14 protein-coding genes and 1 pseudogene are annotated in these 16,914 nt (G+C 39.5%); all 15 read left to right on the top strand.

Annotated features, from left to right (window positions below):
• Nucleotides 1-216: 216 nt before the first annotated feature.
• Nucleotides 217-417 (top strand): annotated as a pseudogene (locus ACFSR0_RS10140) (zinc ribbon domain-containing protein); the annotation flags it as partial.
• A 621-nt stretch (nucleotides 418-1,038) separates the two neighbouring features.
• Nucleotides 1,039-4,731: a SpaA isopeptide-forming pilin-related protein gene (locus ACFSR0_RS10135; protein WP_379982429.1), complete on the top strand. Its 3,693-nt coding sequence runs from the start codon at nucleotides 1,039-1,041 to the stop codon at nucleotides 4,729-4,731.
• Nucleotides 4,728-5,468, top strand: a complete 741-nt coding sequence (locus tag ACFSR0_RS10130) for a pilin N-terminal domain-containing protein (protein WP_379982427.1) — start codon at nucleotides 4,728-4,730, stop codon at nucleotides 5,466-5,468. Before ACFSR0_RS10135 ends, ACFSR0_RS10130 begins: the two co-directional genes overlap by 4 nt.
• A gap of 15 nt (nucleotides 5,469-5,483) precedes the next feature.
• Nucleotides 5,484-6,983 carry a SpaH/EbpB family LPXTG-anchored major pilin gene (locus ACFSR0_RS10125; RefSeq protein WP_379982425.1) on the top strand — a complete coding sequence of 500 codons (1,500 nt, stop codon included), beginning with the start codon at nucleotides 5,484-5,486 and terminating at the stop codon, nucleotides 6,981-6,983.
• A 94-nt stretch (nucleotides 6,984-7,077) separates the two neighbouring features.
• Nucleotides 7,078-8,310 carry a class C sortase gene (locus ACFSR0_RS10120; RefSeq protein ID WP_379982423.1) on the top strand — a complete coding sequence of 411 codons (1,233 nt, stop codon included), beginning with the start codon at nucleotides 7,078-7,080 and terminating at the stop codon, nucleotides 8,308-8,310.
• Between the two features lie 8 nt (nucleotides 8,311-8,318).
• Nucleotides 8,319-9,464 carry a class C sortase gene (locus ACFSR0_RS10115; protein WP_379982421.1) on the top strand — a complete coding sequence of 382 codons (1,146 nt, stop codon included), beginning with the start codon at nucleotides 8,319-8,321 and terminating at the stop codon, nucleotides 9,462-9,464.
• Nucleotides 9,465-9,932: 468 nt separating this feature from the next.
• On the top strand, nucleotides 9,933-10,949 hold the full coding sequence (locus ACFSR0_RS10110; protein WP_379982419.1) for a lipoate--protein ligase: 1,017 nt from the start codon (nucleotides 9,933-9,935) through the stop codon (nucleotides 10,947-10,949).
• 9 nt (nucleotides 10,950-10,958) lie between these two features.
• Nucleotides 10,959-11,681 (top strand): ATP-binding cassette domain-containing protein, encoded by a 723-nt coding sequence (locus tag ACFSR0_RS10105; RefSeq protein ID WP_379982417.1) that lies wholly within the window; start codon nucleotides 10,959-10,961, stop codon nucleotides 11,679-11,681.
• Nucleotides 11,678-12,349, top strand: coding sequence for a methionine ABC transporter permease (locus ACFSR0_RS10100; protein ID WP_379982415.1), 672 nt, complete (start codon nucleotides 11,678-11,680; stop codon nucleotides 12,347-12,349). The genes ACFSR0_RS10105 and ACFSR0_RS10100 overlap by 4 nt, the downstream gene beginning before the upstream one ends.
• Before the next feature lie 8 nt (nucleotides 12,350-12,357).
• Nucleotides 12,358-13,185, top strand: a complete 828-nt coding sequence (locus ACFSR0_RS10095; RefSeq protein WP_379982413.1) for a MetQ/NlpA family ABC transporter substrate-binding protein — start codon at nucleotides 12,358-12,360, stop codon at nucleotides 13,183-13,185.
• 174 nt (nucleotides 13,186-13,359) lie between these two features.
• Nucleotides 13,360-13,923, top strand: coding sequence for an elongation factor P (gene efp, locus ACFSR0_RS10090; RefSeq protein ID WP_379982411.1), 564 nt, complete (start codon nucleotides 13,360-13,362; stop codon nucleotides 13,921-13,923).
• A 56-nt stretch (nucleotides 13,924-13,979) separates the two neighbouring features.
• The gene (crcB, locus tag ACFSR0_RS10085; protein WP_379982409.1) at nucleotides 13,980-14,354 is read left to right on the top strand and encodes a fluoride efflux transporter CrcB; all 375 of its coding nucleotides are present in this window, start codon (nucleotides 13,980-13,982) and stop codon (nucleotides 14,352-14,354) included.
• Complete coding sequence (locus ACFSR0_RS10080) at nucleotides 14,351-14,707, top strand: fluoride efflux transporter FluC (RefSeq protein WP_379982407.1); 357 nt, start codon at nucleotides 14,351-14,353, stop codon at nucleotides 14,705-14,707. Before crcB ends, ACFSR0_RS10080 begins: the two co-directional genes overlap by 4 nt.
• Nucleotides 14,708-14,723: 16 nt before the next feature.
• Complete coding sequence (locus ACFSR0_RS10075) at nucleotides 14,724-15,413, top strand: hypothetical protein (protein WP_379982405.1); 690 nt, start codon at nucleotides 14,724-14,726, stop codon at nucleotides 15,411-15,413.
• Nucleotides 15,414-15,836: 423 nt separating this feature from the next.
• The gene (locus ACFSR0_RS10070) at nucleotides 15,837-16,907 is read left to right on the top strand and encodes an ABC transporter permease (RefSeq protein ID WP_379982403.1); all 1,071 of its coding nucleotides are present in this window, start codon (nucleotides 15,837-15,839) and stop codon (nucleotides 16,905-16,907) included.
• Nucleotides 16,908-16,914 lie beyond the last annotated feature (7 nt).

Genomic DNA, 16,914 nt, shown 5'->3' with positions numbered 1-16,914 from the left:
CAGTTCAGACTAACACACCACGCTCAATGTCAATCAGCACGAAGCTTTATCAATAACATGCTTTATTTCGCTAGGTGGCTAACTTGTACTTGCAATTTGTCATTTGTTTTTCTTTAAACTATTCATGTTTTTTGTATAGGAGTACAAGAAACACATCGAGTGATCAACGATGCTCCCCAGTTTAACTAAATTAGGCATTCATCGCCCGTCCTCTATTGGTACGGACGTGAAAGCATCAAAGTAGATAATTGGTTTCCATCTAGTCAAATCTGTTCAGAGTGCGGACATAAAGACGGCAAGAAATCTCTCAAAATTCGAGAATGGACTTGTCCTATTTATCATACCCATCACGACCGAGATATCAACGCAAGTATCAATATCCTGACCGAAGGTCTACGAATACAAGCGTTAGCCTAGAAACAATCAAGAACCGTAGGTACTACGGGGATAGCTTGGTAAATAAGAGACACCGCTGTTAGTAAAGAAATAAGCTATCAAGTATGCTCTATTCCCAAGAAGCTCCCACTTCAAGCGTTAAGAACCGTCAGGTTTAGCTAAGCGGTGAGTAGTTCACGCACATGCCTTAACTAGGTCATGTGTTTTTTTTGTGTAGAAATAGAATGAATCAAGAATAATTTTTTTTTACAAATGTTGAGTGTTTTTAAATAAATTGAACAAAAGTTGACAAACGGTCATAGCCAAAAATCTGGAGTTAGTAAAAATGTATCTTTCATGAAAAATCAGAGAGTGCTAAGTTTTACACGATAAAAAAATGCGTGATTTTTTCATGGGTTTTCTTTTTTTTTTTTTTAGGATAAACGTGTCAAGTGAAATGTCTTTGAAAAAAACGCTCCTTTTTTCGTAGACGAGAAAATGACAATGAAAAATCGGTTTTTTCGTGTTGTCGCATACACTTAGGATAGATAGAAACCATCATTTATAGCCAAGAATTGTTAGGTATCTGATGTTAGATCGTAAGAGTCGTTGACGGGCATGGGGGAGCATAGTCGATAGAGGGACTGAGATTGGAGGGAGGATATGAAGAAAAGGTGGCCTGTATGGCTCAGTATATGTTTATTAGTATTAGGTTTTATTCCAAACTTGATCCAGGCATCCAAAGCATTTGCAGATTCATCACAGGAAATAACGCAACAGGTGATTACCAACGATCGCTTGGATGTTCGCACTGTTGTTAGGGGATCTGCCGAAACAATTATCTGGGATATTCATTACAAATCCAAGGCAAGTAATGAATCCGAGCAACAGCGGGTCAAGTTCCATTTGACTGATTCAAACGGTCAAGTAGTAAGAACCATGCAAAAAGATGGGTGGACTTTTGATGAAAATGATTGGTTTGTCAGCTCTTTTCAGTCATTAGATGAGGGGACACTTTCATTTGAAACCGAAGCAACTATCACAAGTCTGCAGTTGAAAGTTCAAGTAGATAGTCAAACAATTGAAACGACGGAAGAAGTTTTGACGGAAAACAGTTTGCCGGATATTGGTTCGCAAAATTACACACTGTATGCACCTGGAAAATCCAAACAGTCGGACAGCAATGATGAATCAAAACAGGTGAGTGAAGCGACCAATGATAAACAGATAACTAATCCAACTGAGCAACCAACAGAAACAACCGAAGCCTCTACCTTACCAAAAGAAGAAGCACCCGTGGAAACCAAGGTAGTGGAGGAAAAAACAAACGAGTCGTCCACAACAATTCAGGCAGATCGGAGCACGGCATCTAATTTTTCCTCAAAATCTATTTTCGAAAGTATTCATTCGCTAAGTGAAGGCGTAAATTATCCAGCTATTCAGCCAGAGTACACGACTGATACGGAAGGGATTTATCCAAAAAGTAGTTGGTCACCAACTGGAAACACCACAGTTCGTAACCATCAAGGTAAGAAGTACGGCTCAACGAGTTGGGATGGGGTAGCGAATTGGGATGGCAATCCTGCGAATAAAACCAATTCGTATATAGAATATGGTGGTACGGGAGCAAATGCTGAATTTGCGATTCGAAAGTACGCAAAAGAAACCAGCACGCACGGACTTTACGATGTATACCTAAATGTTCGCGGGAACGAGTTGAGAGACATCAAGCCTATTGATATTGTGCTAGTAGTGGATATGTCAGGCTCGATGGAATCAGCAAAAGCCTCAGCCGTAAGACAAGGTGTCAAAGATTTTTTAACTTATATTAAAGATGCAGGTATTGGTCAGTATGTCAATGTCGGATTTGTTGGGTATTCAAGTTTGAACCAGCCTAATTATGTCGGGTTGATTAAAGAAGAAATTCATCCAGTTTCTAACAATAACCATGTTACGAATATTAATAATCAATTAAACCAGACATTCATTGGTGGAACCTTTACCCAATTAGGAATTCAAACCGGAAAGAATATGCTTAATAGCTACAGCAGTACTAATCAAAAAATGATGATTCTATTGACAGATGGCGTACCAACGTATTCCTACAAAGTGACAAAATCTACTTTAATAGGTGGTGTTTTGTATGGAACGGAATTTGGTACAGGGTTAGATAATCCTGGCAATACGTCTAAATTAGATTCTTCTTACGTAGATACAACTGGCAATCGGATTTATGACACTTTTGCCGCAACGCTTGGCGAAGCGAAACTAGCCAAAGATAGTGGCACACAATTACATGTCCTAGGTATTCAACTAGGAGCTGATGGTAGTTATTTAACTCAGACACAAGTTCGTCAACGAACCAGTCTTATGGCATCTACCGGTTATTATCAAGATGCCAATACTTCAGATGCGGTGAAAACATACCTGCAAAATCAAGCAGTGAATGTAGTGAGTGCATTCAATACGGTCAATCAAGGGAACATTAAAGACCCAATTGGTGATCAATTCATATACAATAGTTCCGTTGTTGATGTGACAAGTGTCGGAACGAGCACAGTTACCACACTTCCTAGTGCCAATATAGCAGGAAATCAGCTAAATGTGAGCAATTTGACTTTAGGAAAGAATCAGGAAGTTCAAATTCACTATCAAGTGCGTATCAATACCGAATCAAGTAGTTTTGTTCCTGACCAATGGTATCCAATGAATGGTCGTACGCTTTTTACGCCAAATGGTACGAATCCAACCAATCAGGTAGATTTTGGAGTGCCATCGGCGAAAGCAGCTGGAGTGAAGCTAAGCATTGAGAAGCGTTGGCAGGAGTATGATAATGATCCAAGTCAGCGTCCAGAGACAGTAGATTTTTCAATTACAAGATCGGTTGTTACGACCAGTGGAGCTTGGACAAAGGGGTATGTTCGATTGAGTGCACCAACCTGGATGAATGCGACTATTGCACAGGTTGCAAGTGCGATTGGTGGCTCACAGACGTTGTGGTTACCAAAATTTAATAATCAAGGTGTGAACTTTACATACACCATTGATGAAGCAACGGTACCTGATGGCTATGAAGCTAGTTCAAATACGGATGGCTCAATTTGGACGAATACAAAACTATTCACTCCATTAGGATTAGTAATTTCCAAAATTTCCAATCAAAACGAAACACCGTTGAAAGGAGCTGTTTTTAAGTTAACTGGGGGGACACTTCCATCTGCTGGGATTTTATTACTGGATCAAGAAGATGGAACATATACATTGCCAACCACGGTTAAACTACAGTTAAATTCAACCTATACATTAATTGAAGTGACAGCACCTACTGGTCATGAGCCGACAACATCGACATGGCAAGTGAGGGTGAGTGAAACGGGTGTTGTTACCATTAATAACACCGAGGATGGCGTGATTGTATCAGAGCATAAGATTCACTATACAATTGAGAACCAATTTAAGCCAATCATTTTTCGAACTGAGAAATATCGTAGAGATTCAACTGACATGCTTTCTGGTGCTAAATTTACATTGAAGCAGTATGCAGAAAACTGGCAAGGAAACGGAACAGTAATTGGAGCGCTGAATGATCTGATTGGTAATGAAACGAGCTCGTTTAAATCACTGACGCCAGGATATTATACGATTCAAGAAACCACTACGCCAACAGGGTATCTCGAAGAGAATACTCCATATAAATTCCGAGTAACCATTGATGGCAAAGTATACAGCGAAGCTGATACCGAAATTGTGGCGACAAACTTACCATCAGTTGATGGCTGGTACTGGAAAGCAACGACTAACGAAAATGTGCTGATTTTTGCTAAATACAACCAGTTACGTTTGTTTGATGTTTCTATTTTGAAAGAGGACTACCATACAAAAGAGAAGTTAGCAGATGCACAATTCGGACTTGCCAAAAAGAATGAACCCGATACGATCATCGCAACTTTAGAAACTGATGAAAATGGGCAAGGCATCTTTAAGAACGCTGATGGTAGCTCGGAAGAAGCATTCGGATTAGATTCAGGTGTATATATCATTAAAGAATTAGCTGCACCTGAAGGATATGCCCTTTTAGCAGAAATGATTGAGCTGACCATTGAAACTAATGGCGAAGTGATTGTTTCGTATCAAAATACGGATGTTACCCAATCATTAGCAGATGTTTCTTTAAATGATGAAGGGACCAATACCATTCGATTGACATTAGCTAATACAAAAAAAGGAGAACTTCCAGCTACAGGTGGTCAAGGAAGAGCGATGTTTGTGATTGGTTCAGGTGGTATGTTTGGTATGATGGTACTTCTTGCAGGTTACTATGTTTTTCGTAATCGAAAGGAGGAGCGAGGACGATGAAAAAAATTAGACAACTAATTGGGGTCGGATTTGTTTTTCTATCAATTTTAGTCTTCTGGTCTCCTCCGACTGTCACAGGTGATGAGCAAGCATCTGAGGTCACAATCACTTTGCATAAACGAATCTGGATTGATCAAGAGCTACCAGCAAATTTAGTGAATAACGGGTTGGAAAATCACTCTTTCGGAGGAACACCGTTAGCGAATGTTTCTTTCTCAGTATATGATGCTACTGATAGGTATCAAGAAGCAAGTAGGCAAGCCGACTTTGATGTAAAGACGTGGATGAGAGGATGGGCCCAAAAATCAATAGTTGCTATTCAACAAGCTGGTTTGACGCAAATTGGCCAAACTAGCCAAACAAACGGTGAGGGAAGCGTCTCCTTCCGATTGCCACAAGACCAAGCAAATGCGTACTTGTTTGTGCAAGAACCGATTGTTTCTAAAACGTTAAAATTTGGTGATGATGATAGTGCACCATTAATAGTCATAGTTCCTTATTATGCAGAAGGAGCAAGTCAACCGTTAGAGACAATCCATATTTATTTAAAAAATGCGGCAACTTCCATTCAGCCTGTGACACCAGCTGAACCAAAACAACCCATATTGAAACCAACCAAACAGTCTTTTTTACCTAGTACGGGTCAAGCAAAGTCACTTATGGCAATTAGTGGAATGATGATTTTATTCGGATTGGGTTGGTATCTTTGGAGAAGGCCAGCCAATAAGGAAAAGTAAAAAGGGGGAAGACCGATGAAAAGATTAGTGGGAATCATTGCAACAGCATTACTTGCATTGCCGTTATTTTTGAGTGGGGGATCTTTTGTTCAAGCAGATGGGGGAGCAACTTCAGCCAATCCTAAGAGTACAGAACAGATGGTAAACATCGATTTACACAAACTCGTTTTTGAACAAGGTAATACACCTGATTCTATGGATAATGATGGAATTAACCAACCAGACTTTGGCGTGAGTTATGCTATTTTGAACGGTGCAGAATTTACAAGGTATGATGTTTCAACTGAATACAATCGATTATTAGGTGAAGGGAAAACAGCAAAACAAGCAGTTGAATCGATCCAAACAAACTATACTAGTTTTCAAACAACGGTAGTGGATAAACAGACGACTGCCGGTCAAGGGATTGCTTCTTTCAAAAATGTGAAATTAGCGGATGGAACTAATTTTAAAGCGTATCTTTTTGTCGAAACCAAAGTTCCCAGTGGGGTAACAGAAAAGGCGATTCCATTAGTTATTGCTATGCCTGTTTATTATGCTGGGGTAGCTTTTATGCAGGGGAATAGTGCTGGAGAACAAGATCTGTCAACGATTCATCTTTATCCCAAAAATGAAGAGAATGAACTAGTTGTTAAAGGGAAAGATGACGGTATTTTAAGTTATTCAGTAGGGGAAAAAGTAGGTTATACAGTGACTGTTAATGTACCTGGAGATGCTCAGACCTTATTCCAAGTGACAGATAAACCGAGTATTGGTTTACAAACATTATTAGATGCTAATTTTGTAGTTACGGAGGGTGAGACCACATTAGTTAGAGGAACTGATTATACAATTGTTCTTAATGCTGACGGTGGTTATACACTAACTTTAACGACACCAAAGAACTATGTTGGAAAGCAATTATCAATTAAGTACAACATGGTTGTGACATCGGACGCTCCTGTTGATCAAGGGATGCTTAACAGCGTTTCAGTAGATACGGATACGAAAAAAAATCAAGAGCCTGATACACCAACACCAGAAGTGTTCACGGGCGGTTACAACTTTATCAAGCAGGATGCAAGTTCTAATAATGGAATGTCTGGGGTGAAATTTCAGGTAAAAGACAGCTCTGGCAATAGTTTAAGTTTTGTTTTAACAAGTGCAAATGAATGGGCATTGGCAGATGATGACGATACTGGGGCGGTGACTACAATCGAGACACAATCAGGTGGAAAGCTTGCTGTAACCGGATTAAAGACGGGTGACTATACGTTAATTGAAACGGCAACTTTGGAGGGTTATGTTTTACCAGATCAACCTGAGACAGCTTTTCATGTTGTAACAAATGAAAATGGTGAGGGAACATATACGACAACAAAAGGGGAAGGAACGCTTGTAATTACAAACGTACGTAAAGGCGTTCTACCTGCTACTGGTGGGACCGGAATTTACGCCTTCTTGGCTATCGGGGCAGCTTTGATGCTTGGGGCAGTTATTTGGTATAAAAAATCCAAAGAAACAGCAGAAGTATAATGAATTAAGAGTGTTTCAGAATGATACGTAGGCGGAAGGATTTTGAAATCAGCGATGATTTTGAAATCCTTTCGTTTCGAAAGGGGAGATTAAGATGGAGAAAAAAACAAAGCGTCTTTCAAAAGATGATAAAATCAATTTCTTTTTAAAATTTCTGATGATGACGTTATTTGTCGTGGGAGCAATCATCTTTTTCTATCCTTTTGTAGCGGATGCGTTGAATAATTATTTAGACCAACAACGAATTAGCTATTACATAAATCAAACAGAAAAGGAAAATCAAACGAAACTCAAAGCAGAAGCACAAAGAATGGCCGAAAAAAATGCCAAACTAGCAACGAGTATTACGGTACCAGGCATGACAAATGTGAAAGATCCATTTGCAGATATTCATGATTATGCGGATAAACCAACACAAGCTTATTATCAACAACATAATATTGGTGCCATTTTTATTCCAGCAATTGAAGTGAGTTTGCCTTTGTTTGATACGACCAATGATCGTTTATTAGAAGAGGGTGCTACGGTATTGCAAGGAACTTCTTATCCAATCGGTGGAGAAAGTACTCATTCAGTTATCACAGGTCATACGGGCTTACCGAATAAGCTGTTGTTTACCAACTTAACTGAGTTAACCAAAGGGGATATGATTTATCTGCATGTATTGAACAAAAAGCTTGCTTATAAAATTCGGTCCTTCCATGTGGTAAAACCAGATCAATTGGATAATTTAAAAATTGTACCTGGTCAAGACTTGATTACGTTGGTCACTTGTACGCCTTATATGATTAATACTGATCGCTTATTGGTTACGGCTGAGCGCGTTGCATACAAAGAAGATCCAGTAAAAAAAAGTATTCAAAAAACACAAAATTATCATCGTTTGAAATTAGTCTATACAATAATGGGCATTTTGGTTTTCTTTGGTCTTTTCTTCTTTTGGGTTGCACGGAAAATTTGGCTGTTTCGTGGCTTGAAGCGTCAATATGAAGCAACGTTTTATTTAGAAAATCAAGGGCATGCTGTTCAAGGAGTCAACGTGCAATTGGTACGTGGGTGGAACAAGCGTCCATTGAAAATAGACCAGCAAGTTGTCGTTGCGGTAAGTGATCAGGCTGGTCGAGTTGCATTTCAATCTATTCCTGGGGGGAATTATCGTGCGGTTGTGATGGGGGAAGAACGAGCGTGGCCAACTATCCGCATACGCCTTGAAAAATTGCGTGCGACTCACTTGGGTGTAAGGGTTGGACAAAAAAATCGGCGTATTGTAAAGGAGGGGACATCATCAAACCGAATCTACGTACAAAAAAGAAATCTTCAGCATTAGGTATTTTTTTGCGACGTGTTACCATTTTTGTCATTTTTTTGGTAGGAATCTTACTATTTTTGTATCCTTTTTATATTAATGCGCTAAATACTTTTATTGATCAAGCACGAGTGGCATCAATCCAAAAAGAAGAAAAAGTCGCCTATCAAGCAAAACGTGCGGCATTGGCCAAGGAAAACAAACGAATTCAAGAGCGGGGCCTGAATCCAAGTGCGGTCAACTTTGATACGGATGGAACGAACGTTTCGCAAAGTTACTACAAAAAACATTTGATTGGCAACGTGACCATTCCAAGTATCAAAGTGGCTATTCCTTTGTTTGACACCACGAATGATTCATTGCTGCAATTGGGTGCGACGGTTGTACAAGGGACATCTTATCCGACGGGCGAAGTGAACAATCATTCGGTGATTGCAGCACACAGTGGCATTTCAAATCGAGAATTATTTAGCAACCTGGAAGCGGTGAAGCTAGGAGATCAATTTGTGGTGACTGTTTTTGGGAAAAAGATGGCCTATCAAGTTGACCGAATAAACGTTGTCAAACCGGATGATACAAGTAGCTTAAAAATTGAAGCCAATCGTGATTTGGTGACATTGCTTACGTGTACACCTTATATGATTAATACTGATCGTTTACTTGTGACAGGTCATCGTGTTCCGTATACTGAGAAGCTCGCTCAAAAAATAAAACATAGTCAAGCGTCATCAAATGCGAAACAATGGGCCATTTTGATTGGGACAATGGCATTGCTACTAGTCATGACGGTGGTATTTTTCAAAATCTGGTATATTTATTTGTTAAAGCGCAAAACCATGACGATTGTTCTGCGAATAGAGACAAGCGTTGGCAAGCCAGTAGTGGGCTGTGCGTTTGCATTGTTCAATAAGAGAGGAACCAAACAGTTCAAACGAAAAGGGGCACCTTTTGTTGCAAAAGCAGATCATGCTGGTGTAGTAGCTTTTGAAGCAATTCCACGAGGAGTCTATCAAATCAAAGAACAGATAGATGTGAAGATGAAACCAGTGGGAATTATCGGAATCAAACGCTTAAAAGAAAACCAACCTGCACTTTATCGACAATTCACAACAGAAATTAGACAAAATGAAAATGCAGAATTTCTCATAGTAGTTGATAGAAACCACATTCGTTAAAAAAACGAATGTGGTTTTATTGCAAACAATAGTTTTTATGTAGATGAATTGACAGAACTTTCTATGTAGAAATGCTATAAGAATCCTAAAGATGCGTTTAAAAAGTATTTTCTAGCGTAATAAAATCAATTTTGGACGATTTTTTATAGAAGGAACTGTGCTATCTATCATTGAAATGTTTGTTGCTAAATCAATGGAGATAGGGCAGGATAGGGTTAGATTTGCATGTTTGTTAATAAAACCAAGCTAAGTTCACATTGCAAGGTGAGGTTAGTGAAAGCTTTGTTCATTAGTCATTCCTAGATAACGTAAGAAACTTTTCTTGAATTATGAATTTTTTTTTTGAAAAAAATTCTTTGTGAAAAAAGAGTTGCAGCCTGAAATATAACATGTTACAGTTTTATATGTAAATAACAACAGAATTCGCTATTTGCTTGAAAAGAAAAAATGTAGGAAAGAGGAAAATGTATGCGATATCATATAATGGAAAGTCGCGATATTCGAATGAATTTAGCTACAGAAGAATATTTAATGGACCATGCAGATATAGAAGAACCACTTCTTCTGTTATATATTCAAGAACCTTGTGTTATAATTGGTCGCAATCAAAATGCGTACGAAGAAATCAATTTGCGTTATTTACGTGAGCATGGCATTACCTTGACGCGCCGTATTTCTGGTGGTGGGGCTGTTTATGATGATTTGGGGAATATGAGTTTTAGTTTTGTCACTAAGAAAAATCAAACTGCTTTTGGGGATTATCAAGGTGTGACCCAACCCATTTTGCATGCCTTGCATCGCATGGGTGCAACCGATGCTCAGGCTGGGGGCCGGAATGATTTATACCTTGATGGTAAGAAATTTTCAGGGAATGCCATGTACACCAAACATGGTCGAACATATTCTCATGGCACGCTGATGTATCATGTCGATTTGTCTGTTTTAGACCAATTGCTAACCGTTTCAGAAGAAAAAATTTCATCAAAGGCGACCCGCTCCGTTCGAAAGAATGTCACAAATATCCGACCATACCTTGATGAAAAGTGGCAAGGACTGACGACGGAGGAATTTCGTGATCAATTATTGTGTGAATTGTATCAAGTGGAGAGTTTGACGGCTATTGCTGACAAACGACTCGCATTAACAGTGGAAGATCGCCAGCTTATTCAAGCCTTGTTTGATGAAAAATATGCCAATAATCAATGGATTTATGGCGAGACACCTGCATTTGATATTGAGCGACGCACGCGTATCCCAAATGTGGGGATTGTGGATGTCAAGATTGCAACAAAGGCAGGGATCATTGAAGGCATTCATTTTTTTGGAGATTTCTTTGGTGCTTTGCCCATTGATGAACTTGAACAAGCCATGATTGGTCTCCCATTTGTCTACGAGAATGTTGAGGTATTTTTAGAGAAGCATGCGATAGAAGAGTATATTCTTCATTTTACCAAGCAAGCATGTTTAGATTTGCTATTTGATTAGGAGGACGAGATGTTTTCGGTTAAAAATGTTGGGAAAATTTATGGCTCATCCATTGCACTTGAGGATGTGTCTTTTCAAGTGGCCAGAGGGGAATTTTTGGGCATTGTTGGGAAAAGCGGTTCGGGAAAAAGTACATTGTTACGCTTGTTGCATTTTATGGAACAGCCGACATCCGGGACCATTACTTTTTTAGGTGAAAATGGGAGTCAGTTTAAAAAGGCAGAGTTGCAGCAAGTAAAACAAAAAATTGCGATGATTTTTCAACAATACAATCTCTTGCATAATCTAACGGTGGCAGAAAATGTTGGGTTGCCGTTAAAATTGATTGGTGTCAAGCAACCAGAACAAGTGCAAGCATTGCTACGCTTTGTGGGGTTGGCTGACAAAGCCGATCGTTTTCCCAAAGATTTGTCAGGAGGAGAAAAGCAACGCGTTGCCATTGCCCGGGCTCTTATTCGTGAACCGACTGTTCTGCTATGTGATGAGGCCACGAGCTCATTGGATGAAGCAAATACCGAAGATATGCTGCGTTTGTTGCAACAAGTACAGCAAGAGCGAGACTTGACGGTCATCTTTGTTAGTCATGAACTGGAAACAGTGAAGAAAGTATGCAATCGTGTGTTGGTGATGGAACACGGTCATCTTTTAGGAGAAGTCATCAATCAGCCAACCAATCTGCGACAAGTGGAAGAAACATATTTTGACCTTGTGAAACGGAGGTTGAATAGATGACGACCATTGAGACTATTCAATACTATTGGCCGGAATTAATGACATCACTGAAGGAAACAGCAATCATGATGGGCATTTCATTAACTGTCTGTGTGATTGGCGGTCTGCCCCTAGGCGTTGGCTTATTTTTGGCGAATCCGCAACTAAAAAGTCGACGCCCGTGGCTATATTGGTCTATTAATTTGATGATCACACTGATCCGCTCTTTTCCGTATTTACTATTTGTGGTGACCTTGATTCCATTTACTCGTTGGTTGATTGGCTTTGCCTTTGGTCCAATTCCAGCAGCTGTTCCTCTAAGTATCGTGGCGGTAGCCGTGTTTGCTCGCTTAGTCGAACAAGTGCTCCTCGATGTGCCAACAGATATTCGCCTATTGGCTGATTCTTTGGGCGCAAAAGAATGGCAATATGTTGTGCATTTTTTACTGTTAGAAGCGCGGAGTGGTCTGATATTGGCATTTACTACGACGACGGTTAGCATGGTCAGTTATTCCACCGTCATGGGGATTGTCGGTGGCGGCGGTATTGGGGATTTTGCCATTCGTTATGGGTATCAGCGATATGAATATGGCATTATGTACGTGGCCATCGGGTTCATGATTTTCACGGTCTTTTTGATTCAAATTACGGGCAATGTACTTGCCAGAAAATTAGATAAACGAAAGTAGGAGAGAATATGAAAAAAATATTTTTGGGACTAGGTATGTTGGGGTTAGCAATTAGTTTAGTAGCCTGTGGATCAAAATCAGACGCTACATCAAAAGGTTCTAACAAAGAAGATAAAGTGATTAAAGTGGCATCACAAACCACACCGATGACCGATGTGGTGAAAGTAGCAGCAGAAGTAGCCAAAAAAGATGGTTGGGAAATCAAACTGATTCAAGTGAATGACAACGTGGCCTATAACGACATGGTTGCAAGTAAAGAGGCGGATGCAAGTTTTGCGGAACATAAGCCATTTATGGAAAAATATAATTCCGAAAAAGGCACCGACTTAGTAGCGATTCAACCCATTTATGATGCCAAAGTTGGTTTTTATTCCAAAGAGTACAAGTCGGTTGATGCAATTCCAGAAGGGACAAAAGTGGCCATTCCAAATGACGCTTCAAACGAAGGACGCGCGTTAGCCATTTTAGCCGATTATGGTTTAATTACTCTGAAAGACGGAGTGGGTGTAAATGGCACGGTCAAAGATATTACTGATAATCCGAAAAAATTTGAATTTTTAGCTGTCGATTTATTGAATTTAGCGGAAGCCTATAGTGAACCAAATGTTTCATTGGTTTATAATTATCCAACCTACATTGCAAAAATTGGACTGAAACCAAGCGATGCGTTACTTTTAGAAAAAACGATTGACCAACGCTTTTCCATCCAAGTTGTCGCACGAGCAGATAATGAAAATTCAGCGAAAATCAAAGAACTGAAAAAAGCAATGACGAGTGAAAAAGTGAAAAAATTCCTAGAAGACAAGCATAGTGATACGTTAATCCCTGCTTTTTAAGTGCACCAATGCAAATGATTCTTGTTGAAGTCCAGTGGATTATTGGTTAGGACGCTTTTTTTCGATATTTCCGACAGAAGGTTTGTGTATCATAAAAGAGAACGGACTAGCGTTATCCGCTACTTTTTGTTACAATGGATAAGGACTATTTTTAAATAAAGGAGACGTTTAAACATGATTTCAGCAAGCGATTTAAGAGCTGGTATGACATTTGTACAAGATGGAAAGTTAATCAAAGTATTAGAAGCAAGTCACCACAAACCAGGTAAAGGAAATACGGTTATGCGGATGAAACTGCGGGATGTTCGTTCAGGTGCAACGTATGACACAACTTTCCGACCTGAAGAAAAGTTTGAGAAGGCACACATCGACACAAAAACAGTGCAATATTTGTATACGATGGACGATACAGCTTTCTTCATGGACTTAGAAACCTATGATCAATATGAAATTCCAGTTAGTACAGTTGAAGAAGAAATGAAGTATATTTTGGAAAATATGGAAGTAAAAATCCAATTCTTTGGTGATGAAGTAATTGGGATTCAATTACCGACAACCGTTATTTTGACGGTTGAAGAAACGCAACCTTCAATTAAAGGTGCTACTGTCACAGGTTCAGGTAAACCAGCAACAATGGAAACAGGTCTAGTTGTGAACGTTCCGGACTTTGTTGAAGCCGGTGAATCACTGGAAATTAATACGGCAGAAGGAACTTATGTTAAACGTGCCAATAAATAGGAATGAATAAAGGGCTAAGAGCAGAGCATGCTCGGCCCTTTTTTAGGAGAATGAGGATGAACTATGTTGTAGTGGCGTTTTTTGCTTTTTTCGGAGGGATTTTACGCTATTTATTAGGAGTGGAATTACCTATTTTCCATCTTTTCCCCATAGGAACACTAACCGCTAATTATATAGGTTGTTTTTTGTTTAGTTGGTTAGTCAAACAGATTATGGTAGATCGAGAGATAAATGGACGTTTGATACTAGGTGTAGGTACCGGCTTTTGTGGGGGCCTGACGACATTTTCTTCGTTTGCCCTTGATGCAGTTCAGCTGCTACAAAAACAGGCGTATCTTGTCGCATTTCTGTATTTATTTGCTTCGATTGTGGGCGGTCTGTTCTTTGTTTGGCTTGGTGAAGCAATTGTGAAAAAGAAGGTGAGTGAATGACAGTATTATTGGTTGGCATTGGCTCAGCTCTTGGTGCTGCTGGACGGTATGCTATTAACCGTTACTTTGAAAAACGGCCACATCCTTTTCCAAAAGCAACGCTAGTGATCAATATTACGGGTGCTTTTATACTGGGTTTTTTTGTAGGCATGCAGATGGATCATACGTCCTATTTGTTCTTTGGAACCGGCGTGATGGGCGGGTATACGACCTTTTCGACAATGAATTTTGAGTTATTTTTACTTGCAAAAGATAACCGACGCGCATTTTTCATTTACTTCCTTAGTACCTATGTAGTTGGGTTGCTGGCAAGTTTCTTAGGAATTTTATGCGGTACAATGCTTTCACGTTAGACTTGGGGGAAAGAAAATGATTGGTCAAACTTTTACGCCTGAAAAATGGCAACGGGCAGAATTTTTTTATCATACGGGTGTGATGAGCTTGCTTTTGCTAAGCGTTTTTGGCTTGTTATTTCTCTGTATTTTTTTGTTGTACGTGAAAAAAAATAAATGGCGAGCGGTAATTATTCTGAGTAGCTTCTTATTGCTTTTGGGAGGAATTTATCTCGTTGGCAATCATTCTTATCATACTTACCTAACCTATATGCGCGCTGTTCAACCAAATATTCGGGATCGTGAACGGGCTTTTATTGGTTATAAATACTATGATGGGGGAACAGTTACGGCTTACACGCATATTCAAAATCGAGAGGGTATCGAAAAATTGGGCATCTACGAGTCAAAGCCGGTGGAAAGAGAAATCACGTATCTCGGGTATGCCTATGGATCTGTTTATTTTAAAATCGGTGCACAGCAGTATTATTTACGAACAACACCCGAGTATAGAGATCAAGCCGCGGCGAAATTGGAAGGAATTCAGTATCATTTAAAAGAAAATGCGCGCGCGTTTGAGAAATTAGGCTTTTTTACGCAAACAAATTATTTCTTAACAAGCGTGGTCATTCCTCTTTCACAAAAAAATCTGGTTTATCAACAAAAAGATGGCAAAATGAGCAAAGACTTCACCGTGAACCAAACGCAATGGGCAGCCAATCCGTAGCAACTTCTAAAGAAGTCGGCGAGTAGGAAACGCCACTTTAAAGGGAGGAGTATTAACAAAAAAACCTTTATCTTTGGTCGCAACTTCTCGGTAGATTATCGGAGAATGATAACCTAATTTTTGTTGCACTCTGGTTTCGTTAAAATAATAAAAGAAAGGCATTATCAGCAGGAGTCCCTTGAGGAGACTTACGCAGGGTAAGGCCTTTTTTTATAGCTCTTGTTAGAAATTGCAAGGGGTATGAACAAATCCTTGCTCATCGGATTGGTCTAATGAATAGGATGCTCTTTACTTCGTTTTATTTGCGTGCAACAGGAAGTGCGCTTTCCTCGAAAGAGAATGCTTCTCAACTAGGCTGATTTATTTGGAAGGACTAGGTGACGTGTTATGCTTACGATAAGAAATACGTAAGGATGTGAAAACATGTTTTTAGCTTGGAATGAAATTCTTCATACCAAATTACGTTATGGTCTCGTAGTAGGTGTGATTTTTTTAGTTGGCTTTATGGTCTTTTTTTTAACAGGGTTGTCTTACGGTTTGGCTCAAGAGAACCGCACTGCATTGGATACTTGGAATATCGATGGCTTATTGCTAACGAAAGATTCAGATAATAACCTGAACTTATCTACATTTTCAGAGAAAGAGTTGGCGAATGTTCGTGCATCGGAAAAAACGTATTTGGCACAATTGTCTGCGATTGCCTCAAAAGAAAACAGTCAGGCAAAAGAAAAGGCAAGTGTTAGTTTATTTGCCATTGACAAAGAGAGTTTTTTGAAACCAAAAGTGACGGAAGGTCGTCTATTTGAAGAAGCTGGCGAAGTGGTCGCGGATGTATCTTTGAAACAAGACGGCTTTAAACTTGGGGATAAAATCAGTCTCTCGGGAACAGATCAAACCGTAAAAATCGTGGGATTTACCAAAAATGCGCAATTTAATGTTGCACCAGTCTTGTACCTTTCTTTGCCTAATTTTGAAAAAATCAAGTATGACCAAACTTTTCCTGAAGGGGAGGCAAAAATCAATGCTATCGTTTATCGTGGCAAGGTAACCAGTTTTGACAAGGACAAATTAGCGAAAGTTTCGGTGGCGACATTTATTAATGATTTGCCAGGTTATAGTGCACAAGTTCTAACATTTGGTTTTATGATAGGGTCACTAATTATCATTGCAGCCATTGTGATTGGAATCTTTATTTACGTGTTAACTATGCAGAAACGCGCAATTTTTGGCATTATGAAGGCCCAAGGAATTTCAAATGGGTATATTGCTAAATCAATTATGGTGCAAACGTTTCTTTTAGCAACCTTTGGGACAGTACTGGCCTTGATTATTAGCGTGAGTGGTTCGTATATATTGCCAGCAGCGGTTCCATATGAGAATAATTGGACCTTTTTGTTAGGTTCTGCTATTTTGATGATTGTGACCGCAGTCGTCGGATCGGCTTTTTCCGTGAAGACAATTGTGAGCATTGACCCCATTCAAGCGATTGGTTAGGAGGAAT

The sequence above is a fragment of the Enterococcus camelliae genome (genome assembly GCF_042685105.1).
Lineage (GTDB): Bacteria > Bacillota > Bacilli > Lactobacillales > Enterococcaceae > Enterococcus_G > Enterococcus_G camelliae.
Note: the sequence above shows the minus strand (reverse complement) of the source record. Positions and strands in the feature narration are given on the sequence as shown.